The 18,344-nt window shown below is 68.6% G+C and carries 8 protein-coding genes; 7 read left to right on the top strand and 1 reads right to left on the bottom strand.

The genetic code is table 11. The features are described from left to right. The first annotated feature begins 159 nt into the window (after positions 1 to 159). The 7 genes from AC5JJ2_RS15525 (at position 160) to tssG (ending at position 15,999) form a co-directional block, all read left to right on the top strand. Complete coding sequence (locus tag AC5JJ2_RS15525) at positions 160 to 9,042, top strand: Calx-beta domain-containing protein (RefSeq protein ID WP_495858917.1); 8,883 nt, start codon at positions 160 to 162, stop codon at positions 9,040 to 9,042. Between the two features lie 252 nt (positions 9,043 to 9,294). Beyond that, positions 9,295 to 9,816 (top strand): type VI secretion system contractile sheath small subunit, encoded by a 522-nt coding sequence (gene tssB / locus AC5JJ2_RS15520; protein ID WP_495858916.1) that lies wholly within the window; start codon positions 9,295 to 9,297, stop codon positions 9,814 to 9,816. 3 nt (positions 9,817 to 9,819) lie between these two features. Continuing rightward, positions 9,820 to 11,313: a type VI secretion system contractile sheath large subunit gene (gene tssC, locus AC5JJ2_RS15515; protein ID WP_495858915.1), complete on the top strand. Its 1,494-nt coding sequence runs from the start codon at positions 9,820 to 9,822 to the stop codon at positions 11,311 to 11,313. 134 nt (positions 11,314 to 11,447) lie between these two features. Next, a complete protein-coding gene (locus tag AC5JJ2_RS15510) occupies positions 11,448 to 11,939 on the top strand; it encodes an Hcp family type VI secretion system effector (RefSeq protein WP_495858914.1) in 492 nt (163 codons plus the stop codon). A gap of 200 nt (positions 11,940 to 12,139) precedes the next feature. Next, on the top strand, positions 12,140 to 12,634 hold the full coding sequence (tssE, locus tag AC5JJ2_RS15505; RefSeq protein WP_495858913.1) for a type VI secretion system baseplate subunit TssE: 495 nt from the start codon (positions 12,140 to 12,142) through the stop codon (positions 12,632 to 12,634). After that, a complete protein-coding gene (gene tssF / locus AC5JJ2_RS15500; RefSeq protein ID WP_495858912.1) occupies positions 12,631 to 14,613 on the top strand; it encodes a type VI secretion system baseplate subunit TssF in 1,983 nt (660 codons plus the stop codon). Before tssE ends, tssF begins: the two co-directional genes overlap by 4 nt. A 123-nt stretch (positions 14,614 to 14,736) precedes the next feature. Further along, a complete protein-coding gene (tssG, locus tag AC5JJ2_RS15495; protein ID WP_495858911.1) occupies positions 14,737 to 15,999 on the top strand; it encodes a type VI secretion system baseplate subunit TssG in 1,263 nt (420 codons plus the stop codon). Between the two features lie 62 nt (positions 16,000 to 16,061). Here tssG and AC5JJ2_RS15490 read toward each other — a convergent pair whose 3' ends face one another. After that, the gene (locus tag AC5JJ2_RS15490) at positions 16,062 to 17,957 is read right to left on the bottom strand and encodes a thiamine pyrophosphate-binding protein (protein WP_495858910.1); all 1,896 of its coding nucleotides are present in this window, start codon (positions 17,955 to 17,957) and stop codon (positions 16,062 to 16,064) included. Positions 17,958 to 18,344: the final 387 nt, after the last annotated feature.

Genomic DNA, 18,344 nt, shown 5'->3' with positions numbered 1-18,344 from the left:
GGCGAAGATATTCCGACTGTAGCACCTAAATGGGCTTGTTCGGCCCGGTGTTTCGCTACATTCATGGACGACGCCCTGGATTTCCTCAATAACGCCCGGCGACCGGCCTCAGCCTCGAACCTCACCCCAGCTCAACACCATCGCGCGGAGTAGCGACCCATGGTCCCCACCTGGCTCACGACCCTGTTCCCCCGCAAGACGACCCGAGCCGCCCGCAAGTCCGCCCCCCGCCTCCGCCCCAACCTCGTGCAGCTCGAAGACCGGGTGAACCCGGCCGTCATCACCATTAACGATGTCATGGCGGCCGAGGGGAACGCCGGCACGACGATGTTCACGTTCACCGTGTCGCTCGACGTGGCCGAGGCGGCGGACGTGACGGTGGACTACGCCACCAGCGAGGGGTCGGCGAAGGCCGGGACCGACTTCCAGGCCGTCGCCACGACGCAACTGACCATCCCGGCCGGGGACAAGTCCAAGACGATCACCGTCCTCGTGAACGGGGACGAGACGGTCGAACTCGACGAGACGTTCTTCGTCGATCTGTCGAACCCGTCCGCCAACGCCACGATCGGCGACGCCCAGGGCATGGGCACGATCCAGAACGACGATTCCGCCACCCTCAGCATCGCCCCGGCGATGGCAACGGAAGGGACCGGGATCGTGTTTACGGCGACGCTCACGAAGGCCGCGGACACGGACGTGACGGTGACGCTGACGCCGAGCAAGCAGGGCGGGGACACCGCGACCGAAACCACCGATTTCGCGACCGCCGCGCAAGTCATCACGATCACGGCAGGTACCACGTCCGGGACGGCCACGGTGGCGACCGTGGCGGACAACACCGTCGAGTTGGACGAGACGTTCACGGCCACTCTCAGCGGCCTTAACGCCGGCGGCCGGGACGTGACGATCGCCACCGGCACGGCGGCGGGGACGATCCAGAACGACGACTTGGCGACGGTCAGCATCAACGGGCCGTCCGTCGCCGAGGGCGGCACGCTCGCGTTTTCGGTCACGATCGACAACCCGGTCGATGTCGCGGTCACCGCCGACCGCGAGACGGCCGACGGCGTGACCAACCCGGCCACGGCCGGCACGGACTACACGGCGCTCGCCGCGGCGAACGTCCAACTGTTCGCCGCCGACTCCACCGCCGCCTTCGCGATCAACGTCACGACGACCGCCGACGTTATCGTCGAACTCGACGAGCAGGTGCGGCTGATCCTGTCGAACCTCGCGGCGATCGGCCGGAACGTCGTGTTCGCCGGCGGCGGGGCGACGCTGACCGGGACCGGCACGATTCAGAACGACGACTCCGCCACCGTGAGCATCGCGGACGCGTCGGCCGGGGAAGGGCTGGGCGTCGTGTTCACGGCCACGCTGACGAACCCGGTGGACACGGACGTGACGATCAAGCTCACGCCGAGCAAGGAGCCGGGCGACAGCGCGACCGAGAACACGGACTTCGCGACGGCCCCGCAGACGATCACGATCCTGGCGGGATCGTTGACCGGGACGGCGACGGTGGCCACCGTGGCGGACGGGAAGGTCGAGGCGGACGAGACGTTCACCGCGACACTGAGTGACCTGAACGCGGGCGGGCGGGCCGTCACCGTCGCGGACGGGGTGGCGGCCGGGACGATCCTGAACGGCGACGCGGCCACGGTGAGCATCGCCCCGGCGATGGCCCTGGAGGGGACCGGGATCGTCTTTACCGCGACGCTGAGCGCGGCCACCGACGTGGACATCACGGTGACGCTGACGCCGAGCAAGCAGGCCGGCGACACGGCGACGGAGACGACCGACTTCGCGACCGCCCCGCAGGTCATCACGATCACGGCCGGGACCACGTCCGGCACGGCGACCGTCGCCACCGTTTCCGACGACGTCGTCGAGCTGGACGAGACGTTCACGGCGACGCTGAGCGGGCTGAACGCTAACGGCCGGAACGTCACCATCGGAACGGGCACGGCCGCGGGGACGATCCAGAACGACGACGCGGCCACCGTGAGCATTGCCCCGGCGATGGCGACGGAGGGCACGGGCATCGTCTTCACGGCGACGTTGACGAAGGCCGTCGACGTGGACGTGACGGTGACACTGACGCCGAGCAAGCAGGGCGGGGACACCGCGACCGGGACGACCGACTTCGACACGGCCCCGCAACTCATCACGATCACCGCCGGGACGTTGAGCGGCACGGCGACGGTCGCGACCGTCGCCGACAATGTCGTCGAGCTGGACGAGACGTTCACGGCCACGCTGGGGGGGGTGAACGCCGGCGGCCGGAACGTGACCATCGGGACCGGGACCGCGACGGGGACGATTCTGAACGACGACGCGGCCACGGTCAGCATCGCGGACGCGGCGGCGCTGGAAGGCAACGGCGTGACCTTCACGGCGACGCTGACGAACCCGGTGGACACGGACCTGACGATCACGCTCACGCCGAGCAAGGAGATGGGGGACAAGGCGGCGGAGAACACCGACTTCGTCACCACCCCGCAGACGATCACGATTCTTGCCGGGGCGCTGACCGGCACGGCGACCGTCGCCACCGTCGCGGACGGCAAGGTGGAACAAGACGAGACGTTCACGGCGACGCTGAGCGGGCTGAACGCCGGCGGCCGGAACGTGACCATCGCGGACGGGGTGGCGACCGGGACGATCCTGAACGGCGACGCGGCCGAATTCTCCATCGCCGCCGCGAGCGCCGTCGAGGGGAATGCGATCGTGTTCACGATCACGCTCTCCAGCCCGGTCGAGGCGGACACGTCGGTGACCGTCACGACCGCCGACCTGACGGCGGTTGACGGGGTCGATTACACCGGGCTGGTCGCCGTCGTCGTGCTGTTCCCGGCCGGGACGACCAGCCAGATGGTGATGGTCCCGACCACGGCGGACTTGATCGTCGAAGCGGACGAAACCTTCAAGGCGACCCTCGGCGGGCTGAACGACGGCGGGCTGACCGGCGCGGTCACGATCTCCGCGACGAACGGCTCCGCGACCGGGACGATCCTAAACGACGACACCGCGACGCTGACGGTCGCGGACGTGACGCAGGACGAGGACGCCGGGACGATGACGTTCACCGTCACGCTCACCGGGGACCTTCAAGACGGGTTCACCGTCGATTACAAGACGACGAGCGGGACGGCGACGGCGGGCAGCGACTTCGTCGCGACGACCGGGACACTCACGTTCGTCGGGATGAACGGCGAGTCGCAGACCTTCATGGTGACGATCAACGCGGACACTACCGTCGAGTTGGACGAGGCGTTCACCGTGAGCCTGTTTAACGTCGTCCCTGCCGCGGGCGCGGACCCGGCGGACATTGTCGCCACGGACACGGGCCTCGGCACGATCACGAACGACGACGCGGCCGAGTTCAAGATCACGAAGCTGGCGTCCGCGACGGAAGGCGGCCCGGTCCAGTTCATGGTGACGCTGACGAACCCGGTGGACGTGACCACGTCCGTCACGGTGACGACGGCCGACGGCACCGCGATGGTCGCGAACAACGACTACACGCCGCTGATGGCGCAAACCGTCACGTTCGGGCCGGGCGTGACGAGCCAGCTCGTGAACGTCCTCACCACCGCCGACAACTCGGTCGAGGCGGACGAGACGTTCACGATCACCCTCGGCGGGCTGAACGACGGGGGGCGGAAGGTCACGATCTCCGCGACGGACAACGCCGGGACCGGCACGATCGTCAACGACGACGCGGCCGAGTTCAAGATCACGAAGACCGCGTCCGCCGTCGAGGGCGGGCCGGTCACGTTCACCATCACTCTGTCCAACCCGGTGGACGTGGACACGTCCGTGACGGTCACGACGGCCGACGGCACGGCCGCGGCCGCGTCGGACTACACGGCCCTCGCCGGGCAGGTCGTGCTGTTCCCGGCCGGGACGACGAGCAAGACCGTGATGGTGATGACGACGGCCGACACCGTCGTCGAGGCGGACGAGACGTTCACCATCACGCTCGGCGGGCTGGTGGACGGCGGCCGGCCGGTGACCATCTCCGCGACGGACAACACCGGGACGGGGACGATCACGAACGACGACACCGCGTCGCTGACCGTCGCCGACGTGGCGCAGGCCGAGGACGGCGGGGGGATCACGTTCACCGTGACGCTCAACGGCGACGTGCAGGGCGGGTTCACGGTGCAGTTCAAGTCGGCCGACGGCACGGCGACGGTGGCCGACGCCGACTACCTCGCGGCCCTCGGCACGCTGACGTTCGCCGGGACGAACGGCGAGTCGAAGACGTTCACCGTCACCGTCAACCCGGACAACAAGGTCGAGGCGGACGAGACGTTCGCGGTCAGCCTGTTCAACGTCGTCCCGAACAACGCGCTGATCCCGGCCGCGGCCATCGACGCGACCGACACGGCCACCGGCACGATTACTAACGACGACTCCACGACGCTCACGATCCAGGACGTGGCGCAGTCCGAGGCCGGCGGGCCGATCACGTTCACCGTCACGCTGTCCAACCCGGTCCAGGGCGGGTTCACGGTCAATTTCCAGACGGCCGACGGCACCGCCCTCGTCGTCGAGGGCGATTACACGGCCGCGGCCGGCACGCTCGCGTTCGCAGGCACGGCCGGCGAGACGAAGACGTTCCAGGTCGTCGTGCTGGACGACAACCTCGTCGAGGGGGACGAGTTCTTCACCGTGAGCCTGTCCAACGTCGTCACCCTGGGGCCGGGCGTATCCGCAGCGAAGATCGACGCGACGGACACGGCGAAGGGGGTCATCGTCACCGACGACACGGCCACGATCAGCCTGACGGCGTCCACGAGCGCCGAGGGGACGAACCTGATCTACACGGTGACGCTGTCGAACCCGGTGTCGAAGGACGTGTCGGTCGATTTCTCGACGCTCGCCGGGGTCGGCGTCCGGCCGGCCACTGCGGGGGCGGACTTCACCGTCACCGCGTCGAAGCTCACGTTCGCGGCGAAGACCCAAATGGTCACCATCGCCGTGCCGATCATCGACGACCGCCGGGTCGAAGGGTCGGAGCAGTTCGACTCGAAGATCGCGAACGTGACGACGGACGCGAGCCTCGCCGGCGCGGTGACCATCGCGAAGGCGCAGGACACGGCCACGATTACGGACAACGACATGGCCGTCTTCAGCTTCACTCAGGCGGCGAACAGCCGGCCGGAAGACAACGTGACGGGCGTGACGGCGACGGTGCAACTGACGATCAACGCGGTCGGCGCGGGGGTGGACGGCCTCGACCAGCCGATCACCGTCCGCGTCACCCCCGGCGGGACGGCCACCCTCGGCGTCGATTACAACTTCACCAACCCGACCGACCTGACGTTCCCGGCCGGGAACTTCACGACGACGACGCAGAACATCGCGTTCGACCTGGTGGAAGACCTGAACAAGGAAGGCGACGAGACGATCGTGTTCACGCTCGCCATGCAGGCCGACGCGACCGTCACGCAGGCGGCGATCGGAGCGCCGGCCACGCACACGTTCACGATCACGAGCGACGACGAGACGGTCCGCACCTACGACGCCACGGCCGCCGGCGATTACCGGTTCGTCCGCAACGCCGACAACGTGCAACTCTTCCTCGGCGCGACGCTGCTGTCCACGGATGCCATCGGGACGCAGGCGATCCTGCTGAACGGTACGGCGAACACGGCCCAACCGGTCGAGGGCGTCGAGTCGGCGACCGTGGATTACGTCAACGGGTCGCCGGTCCCGACCGGCGGGATCGCGTTCAATGCGAACGGCCCGGCCGTCGGCGAGCGGTTCATCGTCGCGAACGGGGCGTTCACCGGCATCGTGAACACGTTCACCGGCAGTCAGACCGGCACGATCGCGTTGACCGGCACGGCCACCGACACGCTGACGTATCAGAACGTCGATGCCGTGGAACTCAACGTCACGTCCGTCGGGTCGTTGCAGTTCCTGCTGCCGGCCGCGACGAGTACCGCGCTCCTCGAAGACCCGACGGCCGGCGACGGGTTCTCACAAATCCGCAGCGGGAATGGGACGTTCGCGACGACGAAGTTCCGCGGCCCGACGACGGTGCTGAACGTTCAGCGGGGGACCGCGGCCGACACACTCGCCGTCGGGGCGCTGCCGGACAACAACTCGGCCCTGATCGTCGGCGACGCGGCCGCCCGGTTCCAAACGATCACCCAGACCGGCCCGGTCACGGCGAACGGCGAGGTCCGCTACTTCGCGACCGACATCGCCGTGCAGAACGGGGCGAACGTCACCGCGGCCGGCGCGGTCGAGCTGAACGCCACGACCACGGTGACGCTCGGCGACACGACGGTCAGCGGTGCGACGTTCGCCCAGACGAACGGGGCCAAGGTGCTCGTCACCGGCTCCGCGACCGTCGCGGCGTCCGCCGCCGCCGGCGACACGATCGTGTTCACCGGCAGTGTGGACGGCCCCGGCAGCCTGACGGCGAACACGGCCGGCAACACCGTCTTCAACCTGTCCGTCGGGGCCGGTACGCCGCTCGCGAACCTCACGACGAACGCCGGCGGGATCACGGCCGTCAACGGGCCGATCGTGCAAACCTCGGTTTCGCAGACGTTCGGCGACCCGGTCCGGTTCTCGGCCCCGACCGGCGGGAAGTTCCTCGCCACCGGCGGCACGATCGCGTTCAACGACACGCTCGACCCCACGACGGCCGGCCTCGACCTCGTCATCGGCGGGCCGAACGTGGACATCACGGCCGCGAAGGCCATCGGCGGCGCGACGCCGATCAGCACCCTCACGGTCGCGAACGCCAAGAACGCGACGTTCAATGGGGCGCTGTCGCCGACGCGGCTCGTCCAGACGACGGGCACGGGGACGACGACGTTCAACGCCCCGGTGACGGCGGCGAGCGGCGCGAACGCGGCGGCCGGCGGCGCGATCAACCTCAACACGACCTCGCTCGCGTTCAACGGGAACGTCACCACGACGAACCCGGCCGGCGTCATCGTTCTGACGCTCCAGGGCGGGACGGCGACCGAGGCGAAGGCCGCGGCCATCACCACGTCCAAGCTGTACCTGAACGGGTCCGGGGCGTTCACCCTCGACGCGCCGGGCAACACGCTCACGACCGTCGGGGCCGGGGCGATCGCCAAGAACATCTCCACGGCCAGCCAGGACACGAAGTTCAACCAGGCCATCCAGGACCTGCAAGGCGAGTTGTTCGTCAACCTCACGGCCGGGTCGGTCTCGGTCCGCGACAGCGGCGACCTCATCATCCGGTTCGAGGACCAGGCGAACCAGACGCCGCCGATCCGCGTGCTGGGCGGCGGGTCTGTCACGCTGACGAGCGGCAAGGACTTCAGCGCCGAGGACGCGAAGGCGTACACGAAGGTCACCGACCCGGCATTCGTGACGCCGACGCCGCTGTTCGACGTGCCGGGCGGCCAGGTGCAGATCAACCCTGGCGTGGACAACAACGACGGCCTCACGACCACGACGCGAACCCGGTTCGTGACCGAAGCGAACGCGAAGCTCGTCACCATCGGCCAGTTCGACCCGAGCCGGCGGACGGTGGCGGCGAGCAAACAGAACCCGTTCGGCGACCTGGACAACGTGGCGAAGGACATCTTCACCGTCCGCCCGGCCCAGGGCGCGGCGATCCGGGTGAACGGGAACAGCCCGGTCGTCGCCGACGGCAGGACGTTCTCCCCGTTCGACACGCTCAACCCGTTCTTCGCCGGGGCACCGGTCGCGGCGTTCGTCATCATCGGCAACGCCGGCGACGGGGACGGGAAGTACACGTTCGGGGCCCCGTTCAACACGACGCTCGAGTTCACGTCCATCGAGACGCTCGGCGGGTTCCAGGCGGAAGGGTTCGTCGTCCAGACCGCGCCGCGGGTCGGGGTGGACCGGTCCGAGTTCGCCGCGCGGGTGCAGTTCCAGCAGCTCGGCACGGACATCCCGACCTCGCTGACCGGGGCCGGGGTCATCACGAACCCGTTCGTGGTCACGCCGAACACGGGCACGGCCGGCGGGCCGGTGACGCCGCCGGGGATCACGTTCGCGGAGATCGACGGGGACAACACGCCGGACCTGATCCTGTCCGCCGGGGCCGGGGACGCGCCGCTCATCACGATCATCAAGGGGTCGCGGCTGCTCGCCAACCTGGACCTGAGCAAGCTGGCGGCGTCCGACCTGATCGCTCAGTTCTTCGCGTTCGAGGAGACGTTCCGGGGCGGGCTGAACGTGGCCGCCGGGGACTTCGACAACGACGGCCGGGACGAGGTCGCGGTCGGGGCCGGGATCGGCGGCGGGCCGCGGATCGCCGTGTTCCGGATCGACCCGACGACCGGGTCGCCGTTCGACAACGCGACGTTCTTCGCGAACAAGTTCGGGCCGCTGAACTTCTTCCCGTACGAGAGCACGTTCCGCGGCGGGGTGAACGTCGCCATCGGGGACGTGAACGGGGACGGCTCGCCGGAAATCATCGCCGGGGCCGGGTTCCGCGGCGGGCCGCGGGTCCGGGTGTTCGACGTGACGAAGGCGGCGACCGACGGCGGGCCGAACGCCTTCCGGACGATCGCCGACTACTTCGCCTACGACCCGAACTTCCGGGGCGGCGTGTTCGTCAGCGCCGGCCGGTTCGACGGGGACCAGATCGCGGACATCGCGACCGCGCCGGGGCCGGGCGGCGGGCCGCACGTCCGGGTGTTCCTCGGCAGCGACCAGCCGGGCCAACTGCTCACGAAGGTGGCGGTCAACTTCTTCGCGTTCCCGCAGACGACCGCCGGCGGCGGGCTGATCCCGTCCCAGAACGCGAAGAACAGCGGCGTCAGCGGGGTGGCGTTCGGCGGGAGCACGGACGGGTCCGGCGGCCGCCGGTCGATCCTCGTCAGCACCCCGCGGGGGACCGGGTTCGAGGTCGTCCGGTTCACGTTCACCAACCCGTTCGACGCGGGCACGATCCAGACGGACGAGGACTTCCAGTTCGACTTGGCCCAGGGCACGAACGTCAACGGGCTGCCGTTCGACTCGCTACGGGCCGGCGGGTCGGTCGGCGGGTTCGCCGTGGACGCATGATGGCCGTTGAAAACGCGCGAATCCCGGCGGTAACCCGCCGGGATTTTTTCATTTCTTCACACGCGGCCGTTCCGCGGGTTTTTCCTTGCACATGCGCCGCAAACCCCGTTAGATAGGGGCGTATCGGCCGGAGCGGATCGTCCCGGATGACATTTCTATCGCCCCCGGAAAACCGCTCGCCAACCCGCCCCGTACTGCCTGACGAATCGGGCACCTGGACGGGTTGGGCCTCCCGCTCAACGAGGGAAAATCATGCCGGAAAGTTTCCAACACAAGCTCGACCGGGTCCGAAGCCCGCGGGTGCAGATCACCTACGACGTTGAAACCAACGGGGCGATGGTCAAGAAGGAGCTGCCGTTCGTCGTCGGCATCATGGCCGGGCTGTCCGGCCACCGGGACGAGAAGGAACTGGGGGCGCTGAAGGACCGGAAGTTCGTCGAGATCGACCGCGACAACGTCGATAGCGTGATGGCCGACGCCGCCCCGATGCTCAACCTGAGCGTGGACAACAAGCTGGCCGACGACAACAGCAAGCTGCGGCTGTCGTTGCAGTTCAAGTCGATGCAGGACTTCGAGCCGGCCGAGGTGGCCGAACAGGTCGCCCCGCTGAAGGAACTGCTCGACATGCGGAAGCGGCTTGACGAGGTGCTGTCCCGCATCAGCACGAACACGCAATTGGAATCCGTCCTCCAGGACGTTCTGGCGAACACCGAGAAGGTGCAAGAACTCGCCAAGCAACTGGGCATCGACACGAACGCCGGGGAGGGGAAGTAAGCCATGGCCGAACAAAAAGCCGCCAGCCAACAGGCGACCGCCACGACCGCCGAGGGGGGACTCCTCGACGAGGTCCTGCGGGTCACCAAGCCGAAGAACGACAGCCAGAAGCAGCAGAACAAGCAGTTCATCGAGGCCGTCATCCGCCAGGCGCTCGAGGCCCAGCCGGGGTCGGTCGTGTCCGGCGACGTGGAGCGGACGATCCAGGCGTGGAAGGCCGAGATCGACCGCAAGCTGTCCGCCCAGTTGAACGAGATCATGCACAACCCCGAGTTCCAGCGGCTGGAAGCGACCTGGCGGGGGATCAAGTACCTGACGGACCAGAGCGAGACGGGCGCGACGTTGAAGATTCGCGTCATGAACGTGAGCAAGAAGACGCTGGCGAAGGACCTGGAGCGGGCCGTCGAGTTCGACCAAAGCCAGATGTTCAAGAAGATTTACGAGGCGGAGTACGGCACGCTCGGCGGCAGCCCGTTCGGGATGCTCGTCGGGGACTACGACTTCGACGGCAAGTCCGCCGAGGACGTGGCGATGCTGCAAAAGATCGCCGGCGTCGCCGGGGCGGCGCACGCCCCGTTCGTGGCCGCCGCCGGCGCGGACATGTTCAACCTCGAGTCGTTCACCGACCTGAACAACCCGCGGGACCTGGACAAAATCTTCCAGGGGATCGACTACGCGGCGTGGCGGAGCTTCCGAGAGTCCGAGGACTCGCGGTACGTCACCCTGACCATGCCCCGCGTCCTCGGCCGGTACCCCTACGGGAACGGGCTGACGGACAAGAAGGTCGAGGAGTTCAACTACGAGGAAGGGGTCGACGGGACGGACCACAACAAGTACCTCTGGATGAACTCGGCCTGGGCGTTCGCCGCCCGCTGCACGGCCGCGTTCTCCAAGGACGGGTGGTTCATGCGGACCCGCGGGGTCGAGGGCGGCGGCCAGGTCGAGGGGCTTCCCCTGCACGTGTTCAACGAGGGCGGCGGGAAGACGGCCAAGTGCCCGAGCGAGGTGCTCATCCCGGACCGCCGGGAGGCCGAGCTGAGCGGCCTCGGGTTCCTCCCGCTGCTGCACTACAAGGACACGGACAAGGCGGTGTTCATCGGCACGCAGACGACGCAGAAGCCGAAGAAGTACTTCGACGCGGCGGCGAACTCCAACGCCGAGCTGTCCACGAAGCTGAACTACATGCTGTGCGTCTCCCGGTTCGCCCACTACCTGAAGGCGATGGCCCGCGACAAGGTCGGGTCGTTCGCGTCGCGGGACGAGATGGAGTTGTGGCTGAACAACTGGATTCAGAACTACGTGGTAGTGAACCCGGAGAACGTCGGCGACACGATGAAGGCGCAGTGCCCGCTCACGGCCGCGTCGATCACGGTCACGGAAGTCAAGGGCAAGCCGGGCTGGTACCAGGCGGTCGCGCACCTGCGGCCGCACTTCCAGCTCGAGGGGCTGGCGACCTCGATGCGGCTGGTCGCCGAGCTGCCGCAGAAGAAGTCCTGACCCGACGCGTCGTCGGGCCGGGGGACGGGGTTTCGATTTCGTAACGGGACAGGCGGCCGGGGCACGTACCCCCGGCCGCCGACCCGGAGTTCGGCCGGCCAGCAGCCGGCCCGGAGGGGGATTCGACAATGGCGATGGACATTCACCTCGACTTGAAGGCCGGGAACATCAAGGGCGAGTCGATGGAGAAGGGCTACGAGGACCAAATCCAGGTCCTCAGCTGGAGCTGGGGGGCGACGCAGACCGGGTCGTTCGCCCACGGGAGCGGGGGCGGGTCCGGCAAGGTGAGCATGCAGGACTTCCACTTCACCATGCAGATGTGCAAGGCGTCCCCGGACCTCCTGCTGCACTGTGCGACCGGCCAGCACATCCCGGAGGCCACGCTGACGGCCCGGAAGTCCGGCCAGAAGGCCGAGCAGCAGAAGTTCCTCCAGATCAAGTTCAAGGAACTGCTCATCTCGTCGTACCAGACGGGCGGGGCGAACGCGAGCGACGGCCTGCCGGTCGAGTCGATCTCGTTCAACTACTCCCAGGTGACGCTGGAATACTTCGCCCAGGACGAGAAGGGCGTCACGAAGCCCGCCGGCAAGACCGGGTACAACCTGAAGACGAACTCGAAGGTCTAAGGTTGCGGCCGCCGCAGTACCCGAAAGAGGCCCCGACCGGACGGTTGGGGCTTCCTTTTTTCCGCCCGTCGTGGATGATGGGACTTGGGGAGTCTCACGTTCCCCGACCGCCCACCGTGAACCGAGTACGTGGTACACAGTACAGAGTACCCCGTATTCAACCCCAATCTCCACACAAGCCCCAGACCCCTCTGGCCCGTATGGACGACTACCCGCCCTCGTTCTTCGACCGGCTGACCGACCCGGCGCTGCCGGTGAACAGGTGCCGGTACTCGCTCGCGCAGACCGAGGCGGCCGTCCTCCGCGACCTGGAGGCCCTGCTGAACACGAAGCGGCCGCCGGAGGAATACTTCGAGGGGCTGCCGCTCGTCGCCGGCTCGATCGCGAACTACGGGCTGCGGGACATGACCCACCGCGACGGCACGTCGGGCACGGAACGCGCCGCCCTGGCCGAGCACATCGCCCACGTCATCCAGACCTACGAGCCGCGGCTGACGAACGTGAACGTCATCCCCCGCACCCTGGACGAGGTGAAGGCCGAGCAGCCGAAGGGCTACCGGATCGGGGCGGCGTACTTCCGAATCGTGGCGACCCTGAACGTGGACCCGACGCCGATCGAGGGGGTGGTGTTCGACACCACGATGGAACTGGCCACCGGCCACCACGACGTTTCCAGTCCGGGGGTGACCGCGTGAGCCGGGAACTGTGGCCGTTCTACGACCAGGAGTTGCGGTTCCTGCAGGAGCAGGCCCGCGAGTTCAGCCGCGAGTACCCGAAGGAGGCCGGGTTCCTCCGGCTGGACGCGACCGGCCGCAGCACCGACCCGCACGTCGAGCGGATGCTGCAAGGGTTCGCGGTGCTCGCCGCCCGCGTCCGGCAGAAGATCGACGACGACTTCCCGGAACTGACGGACGCGCTGCTCGGCCTGCTCTACCCGCACTACCTCGCGCCGATCCCGTCGATGCTGATCGCCCAGTTCCAGCCGAACGCCGGCGCGGACCTGTCGCACGGGCTGACGATCCCCCGGCACACGCCGTTCCGCACGACGCCGGTGAACGGCGTCGAGTGCGAGTACCGGACCGTCTACCCGATCCGCCTCTGGCCGGTGCGGGTGGCGGAGGCGTCCTTGAAGGGGCCGCCGTACAACGACATCCGCGAGCTGCTGCCGAAGCTCAAGGTCCCGCCCGGCGGGAGTAAGTCGCGGCTGAAGCTGCGGCTCGAACTGCCCGTCGGCGTCCCGTTCGCCGCGCTCGCCCTCGGCTCCCACGACCCGACCACAAACAGCCTCGCCGGGCTGCGGTTCTTCCTCGACGCCGACGGCCCGCTGACGGCCACGCTGTACGAGTTGTTGATGAATAACGTCACGGCCGTGGCGTTCCGCGAACCCGGCGAGCTGAAGGCGAGCGAGGTCGCGCCGGACGTGGCGATCCAGCCGGTCGGCTTCCGCGTCACCCGCGAGCACAGCCGCACGGCCGGCCCGGACCTGGACGAGGGCGTGCTGCCGTACCCGCCGCAGTCGTTCCCCGGCTACCGCCTCCTGACCGAGTTCATGGCCTACCGGGACAAGTTCTGGTTCTTCGACCTGAAGGGCTGGGACCGCGCCAGCGCCGACGGCGTCCTGGGCAAGAACACGCTGGAAGTTCACATCTTCCTGAACCAGCCGGTGAACCCCGAACTGGAGCAGGCGGTGAAGGCGGCGACGTTCCAACTCGGCTGCGGGCCGATGGTGAACCTGTTCCGCAAGGGCAGCACCGAGGGGATCCGCGTCACGCACCAGCGGTACGAATATCCACTGGTGCCCGACTCGGAGCAACTCGACGGGCTGGAGGTCTACTCCGTGGACGCGGTCTACCACCGGCTGCCGTCCGGGGAGGAGGTGACCTACGAGCCGTTCTACTCGTTCCGCCACCAGAACCGGGAGCGGGACCGGCGGTACTGGCTCGGCCGCCGCCGGCCGAGCGGGAAGTTCGGCGACCGCGGGACGGAGATCGACCTGACGTTCGTGGACTGCGACTTCAACCCGAAGGCCCCGGCCGAGGCGATCGCGCTGGCGGCCGTGACGTGCTGCAACCGCGACCTGCCGCACAAGCTCCGGGAGAACCTGGACGCCTGGGCGCTCCGCCCGGTCGGGCTGGTCGTCCCGGCCGGGATCAAGGTCCTCCGCGCCCCGACGCCGACGCTGCGGCCGATGCAGAAGAAGGTGGACGCCGTCGGCCGGGACGACGCGATCCGGAAGATGAACTACTGGCGGCTCGTGTCGCACCTGACGCTCAACCACCTGTCGCTGGTGGACACCGACCCGGACCGCGGCCGCGAGGCGCTGACGGAGTACCTGGCGCTGTACGACTTCTCCGACGACCAGCACCCGGAGCTGCGGGAGGTCGCCCGGCAGGTGCGGGACGGCGTCCTGGGCGTGGACGCCGCCCGCGACGTGGCGTTCGTGCCCGGCGAGAGCGAGACGGTCGGCGGGTACGCCCGCGGGCTGGAGGTGCGGCTCGAACTCGACGAGGAGAAGTACGTCGGCGTCGGCGCGTACCTGTTCGCGGCCGTGTTGGAGCGGTTCTTCGCGATGGCCGTGTCGATGAACTCGTTCACCCGGCTGACGTACCGCACCCGGCAGCGGGGTCCGATCCGCGGCTGGTCGGCCCGCGCCGGCGGCCGCGTCCTGCTCTGACCGTCTTGTAGGGCGGGTCAAGGCTCTGCGCCGACCCGCCGGGGCTGCCGGCGCGACGGCGGGTCGGCGCAGAGCCTTGACCCGCCCTACGAAATCGACTTCCATCCTCCACGACCGCCAGCCATGTCCGAACGCCGCCCGATCCCGAGCCAGTTGCTCTACGACCCGGAGCGGGGGTGCGAGTTCGAGCCGTTCCAGGCGATCCGGCTGCTCGAACTCGTCGCCAACGACGTGGCCGTCCGGCACACGGCCGTCGGGTGGAAGGAGGTCGAAACCGCCCTCCGGTTCCGAACGAACGTTACCCTCGCGTTCCCGCCGGCGTTGCTCGCGCAAATCATCCCGCCGCTCGACGGCCCGCCGGACCCCCAGGAGTTCCGGACGACGAGCGCGGAGCGGGTCCGCCGCCGGTACAAGCGGGCGAACGTCGCCACGGTCGTGTGCAACTTCTTCGGCCTGTTCGGGCCGAACGGCGCGCTCCCGCTGAACTACACGCAGACGCTCTGCGAGCTGGACACGCTGCCGGTCACCCGGAACACGTCCACCCGCGGGGCGTTCCGCGACTGGCTGGACATCTTCAACAACCGGATGCTCGCGCTCCTGTTCCGGGCGTGGCAGAAGTACCGGATGCCGGTCGGCTACCTGCGGGCGGAGTGGCGGCGGCCGCCGACGCTGGCGAGTTCCACGTCCGACCGGGTGACGCAGGTGCTGTTCGGCGTCATCGGCCTCGGCACGCCGGCCCTCCGCGACCGGTTGCGGCTGCTCGGCCCGGCGGCGGCGGAGGAGTGCCGCGTCGGCGGGCTGGGGTGCGAGCCGCTGGCCCGGATCGAGGACCGGGCGCTGTTGGCCTACGCCGGCGCGTTCGCCCGCGGCCGCGCCGGGGCGCACGAACTCCGGGCGATCCTCGCGGACTACTTCGACCTGCCGGTCGAGGTGCAACCGCTCACCGGCCAGTGGCTCGACCTGCCGAAGGCGGCGCAGACGCGGCTCGACGATTCGACCAGCGCCGGGCGGCTCGGCGTCAACGCCATCGCCGGGGAGAAAATCTGGGACAGCGGGAGTAAGTTCCGCCTCCGGCTCGGGCCGCTCCGCTACCGCGAGTTCGTCGGCTTCCTCCCGGACCCGACGGCCGTGCCGGAGCGTAAGGGCGTGTACCTGCTGTCGCAGCTGACGCGGCTGTACGTCGGGGCGGAACTCGACTTCGAGATTCAGCTGGTGCTGCACAACTTCGAGGTTCCCGACTGCCTGATCCAGGACGTGCCGGCCGGCGGCCTCGGCATCCGGCTTGGGTGGAATACGTGGCTGAAGTCCGACTTCATGCCGGACGAGGTGGACGACGTGCGGTTCGACGCCCCGTGCGACGTGGTCCTGCCGGTGGTGCAGGGGTAGTGTCCGATGTTTTTGGCGAGGACGAATTCCACGCGGAGCGCAAGCCGAGTGAGGTCGGACCGCTAATCGTTCTTCTCGGGGCGCAGATTTAACGTGCGGCCGCCGATCCGGGCCGCGAATCGCGCCTTCTGTTGGGCCGTCAATTCCTTCGTGTAGCGGTCGCGGACCGCCTCAATCCAGCGAATCTTCCGGTCCCCGTAGTCCGTCTGAACGCGGACGAGTACCGGCCCGTTGTGGCAGATCGCGGCCCGCACGCCGCCGTCGAGGTGGTCGTGCGTGACGATCTCCTGGTACGCCACGCCGACGGCCTGGCCGAACGCCCGGTAGTCGATGGCCGCCAGTTCCGTCGCCGTCGTGCGGCGGTACGCGGGCTTCTGGAGCAGCTGCATATAGTGGTAGGCGTGGTCGTCGAGGACGAAGAACTTCACCGGGTAGCCGTCGCGGGCGGCGGTCGAGAGTTCCATCGCGGACATGAGGAAGCAGCCGTCGCCGGTGAGCGTCGCGACGACCCGACCGACGGCCGCGTGCTGCGCCCCGATCGCGGCCGGGATCGACCAGCCCATCGACTGGTTATCGACGGGGTTGAAGTACGTCCGCGGGTGCGTCACGCGGAACGACTCGGCCGCCAAGTGCTCGCTCGCCGTCACGTCCGAGAACAGGAGCGCGTCCTCGGGCAGGTGTCGGCGGAGGGCCGCGACCAGTGCGAGCGGATCGACGCCGCACTTCCCGGCCGGGACGCACTTCAGCTTCGCCTCGTGGTCGGCCTTCGCGCTACGAATCTTCGCGAGGAGGTGGCCGTCCGTCGGCCGCTTCAGCGAATCGCCGCACGCGAGCAGCTTGCCGAGGAACAGTTCCGCGTCGGCGTGGACGCACACGTCGGCCGGCATGACCTTGCCGAGGTTGTTCGCGTTCACATCGACGTGGATGACGTGCTTCGGCCGCGGGTTGCCGTAGTAGCCGGTCGAGACTTCGCTGAACTTCACGCCGACGGCCAGCAGCAGATCTACGCCGGACTTCAGCGGGTGCAACTTCTCTCGGGCGAACGCGGCCTCCGCGACCTCGGAGGCGTGCGGCCCGTAGCCCCAGCCGACGGCGAGCGGGTGGCACTCGGAGATCGCCCCCTTCCCGGACACGCTCGTCGCGACCGGCGATTGCAGCAGTTCAGCTACCGCGGTGAGCGCCGCGCTATGGTCCATGCAGCCGAGGCCGGCGTAGATGCCGACGCGGAGCTTCTTGTCGCCCAGGAGCGCGACGGCCTTGGCGAACGCGGCGTCGTCGAACGGCACGCCGGCCGGCGCGAGCGGGCCGCTCTTGAAGTCCGCGACCTCGATGAGCAGGTTGTACGGTATCACGACCGCGACCGGCCCCGGCTCGCCGGCGACCGCCGCCTGGAACGCCTTGCGGATCGCGTCCGGAATCTGCCGCACGTCGCAGACGGTGTAGACGCACTTGCAGACCGGCTTCAGCAACTCGGTCTGGTTCAGCGAGTGGACCTGAAACGGCCGGGCCTTCTCGCCGTTGCCCACGTCGCCGACGATCGCGACGAGCGGGATCGAATCGAGCAGCGCCTCGCCGAGGCCGGTGAGGGCGTTCGTCACGCCGGGGCCGGGGACGACGCACAACACACCGGTACAACCGGTGGCGCGGGCGTAGCCGTCGGCCATGCACGGGGCGGAGTATTCGTGCGTGACGAGCTGGTACCCGACGTTGCGGGCCTTCAGTTCATCCCAGAGTTCGTTCTCCTGCGCGCCGGGGATGCCGAACACGCAGCCGGCCCCTTCCGCGAGCAGCGTCTCGGCGACGGCCTGCGCGCCGGTTAAGTGTCCGATCACCCAGCCGGGATTTTTTTTCTGCCGCAGCCGGTCGAGCGGCTTCGCATCGGCACGGGCGGCGAGGGCCACGCCGGCGGCGACGGCCGCCCCTTGAAACAACCCCCGCCGACTGAAGGGCCAATCCATGATCTACCTCGTTCGCCGTCCGTGGCGAGGAATAACGACGCCGCAGTCGTATCGGTCCGGCCCGCGGCGCGAGTTCGGCCGGTCCGGGAAGGGCGGGGGCGTTTCCGCGATGCGCCGGCGTCACAGCCGGCGCGACCGGCCGTGGGTGAAATCGCGGCTTGATTGCGGCGGAAACCGGGCCTACTATTCCAGAGCCTCTGCAGTGTTCGTGATGAGTCGGCAATTGTTGGGGACCCTACAAGAACCTGCTACGGGGGCCTTTTGAAAATGCACACGTGGCTCGCAAGCCCATCCTGCCGCTTCGGCGTCAGACTGTAGTGGGATCCGAAAGACGGGTGCGAGGCTCCCACGATTTCTCTGGCGGGTTCCTCAAACACGACCCACACG

The sequence above is a fragment of the Limnoglobus sp. genome (genome assembly GCF_059499385.1).
Note: the sequence above shows the minus strand (reverse complement) of the source record. Positions and strands in the feature narration are given on the sequence as shown.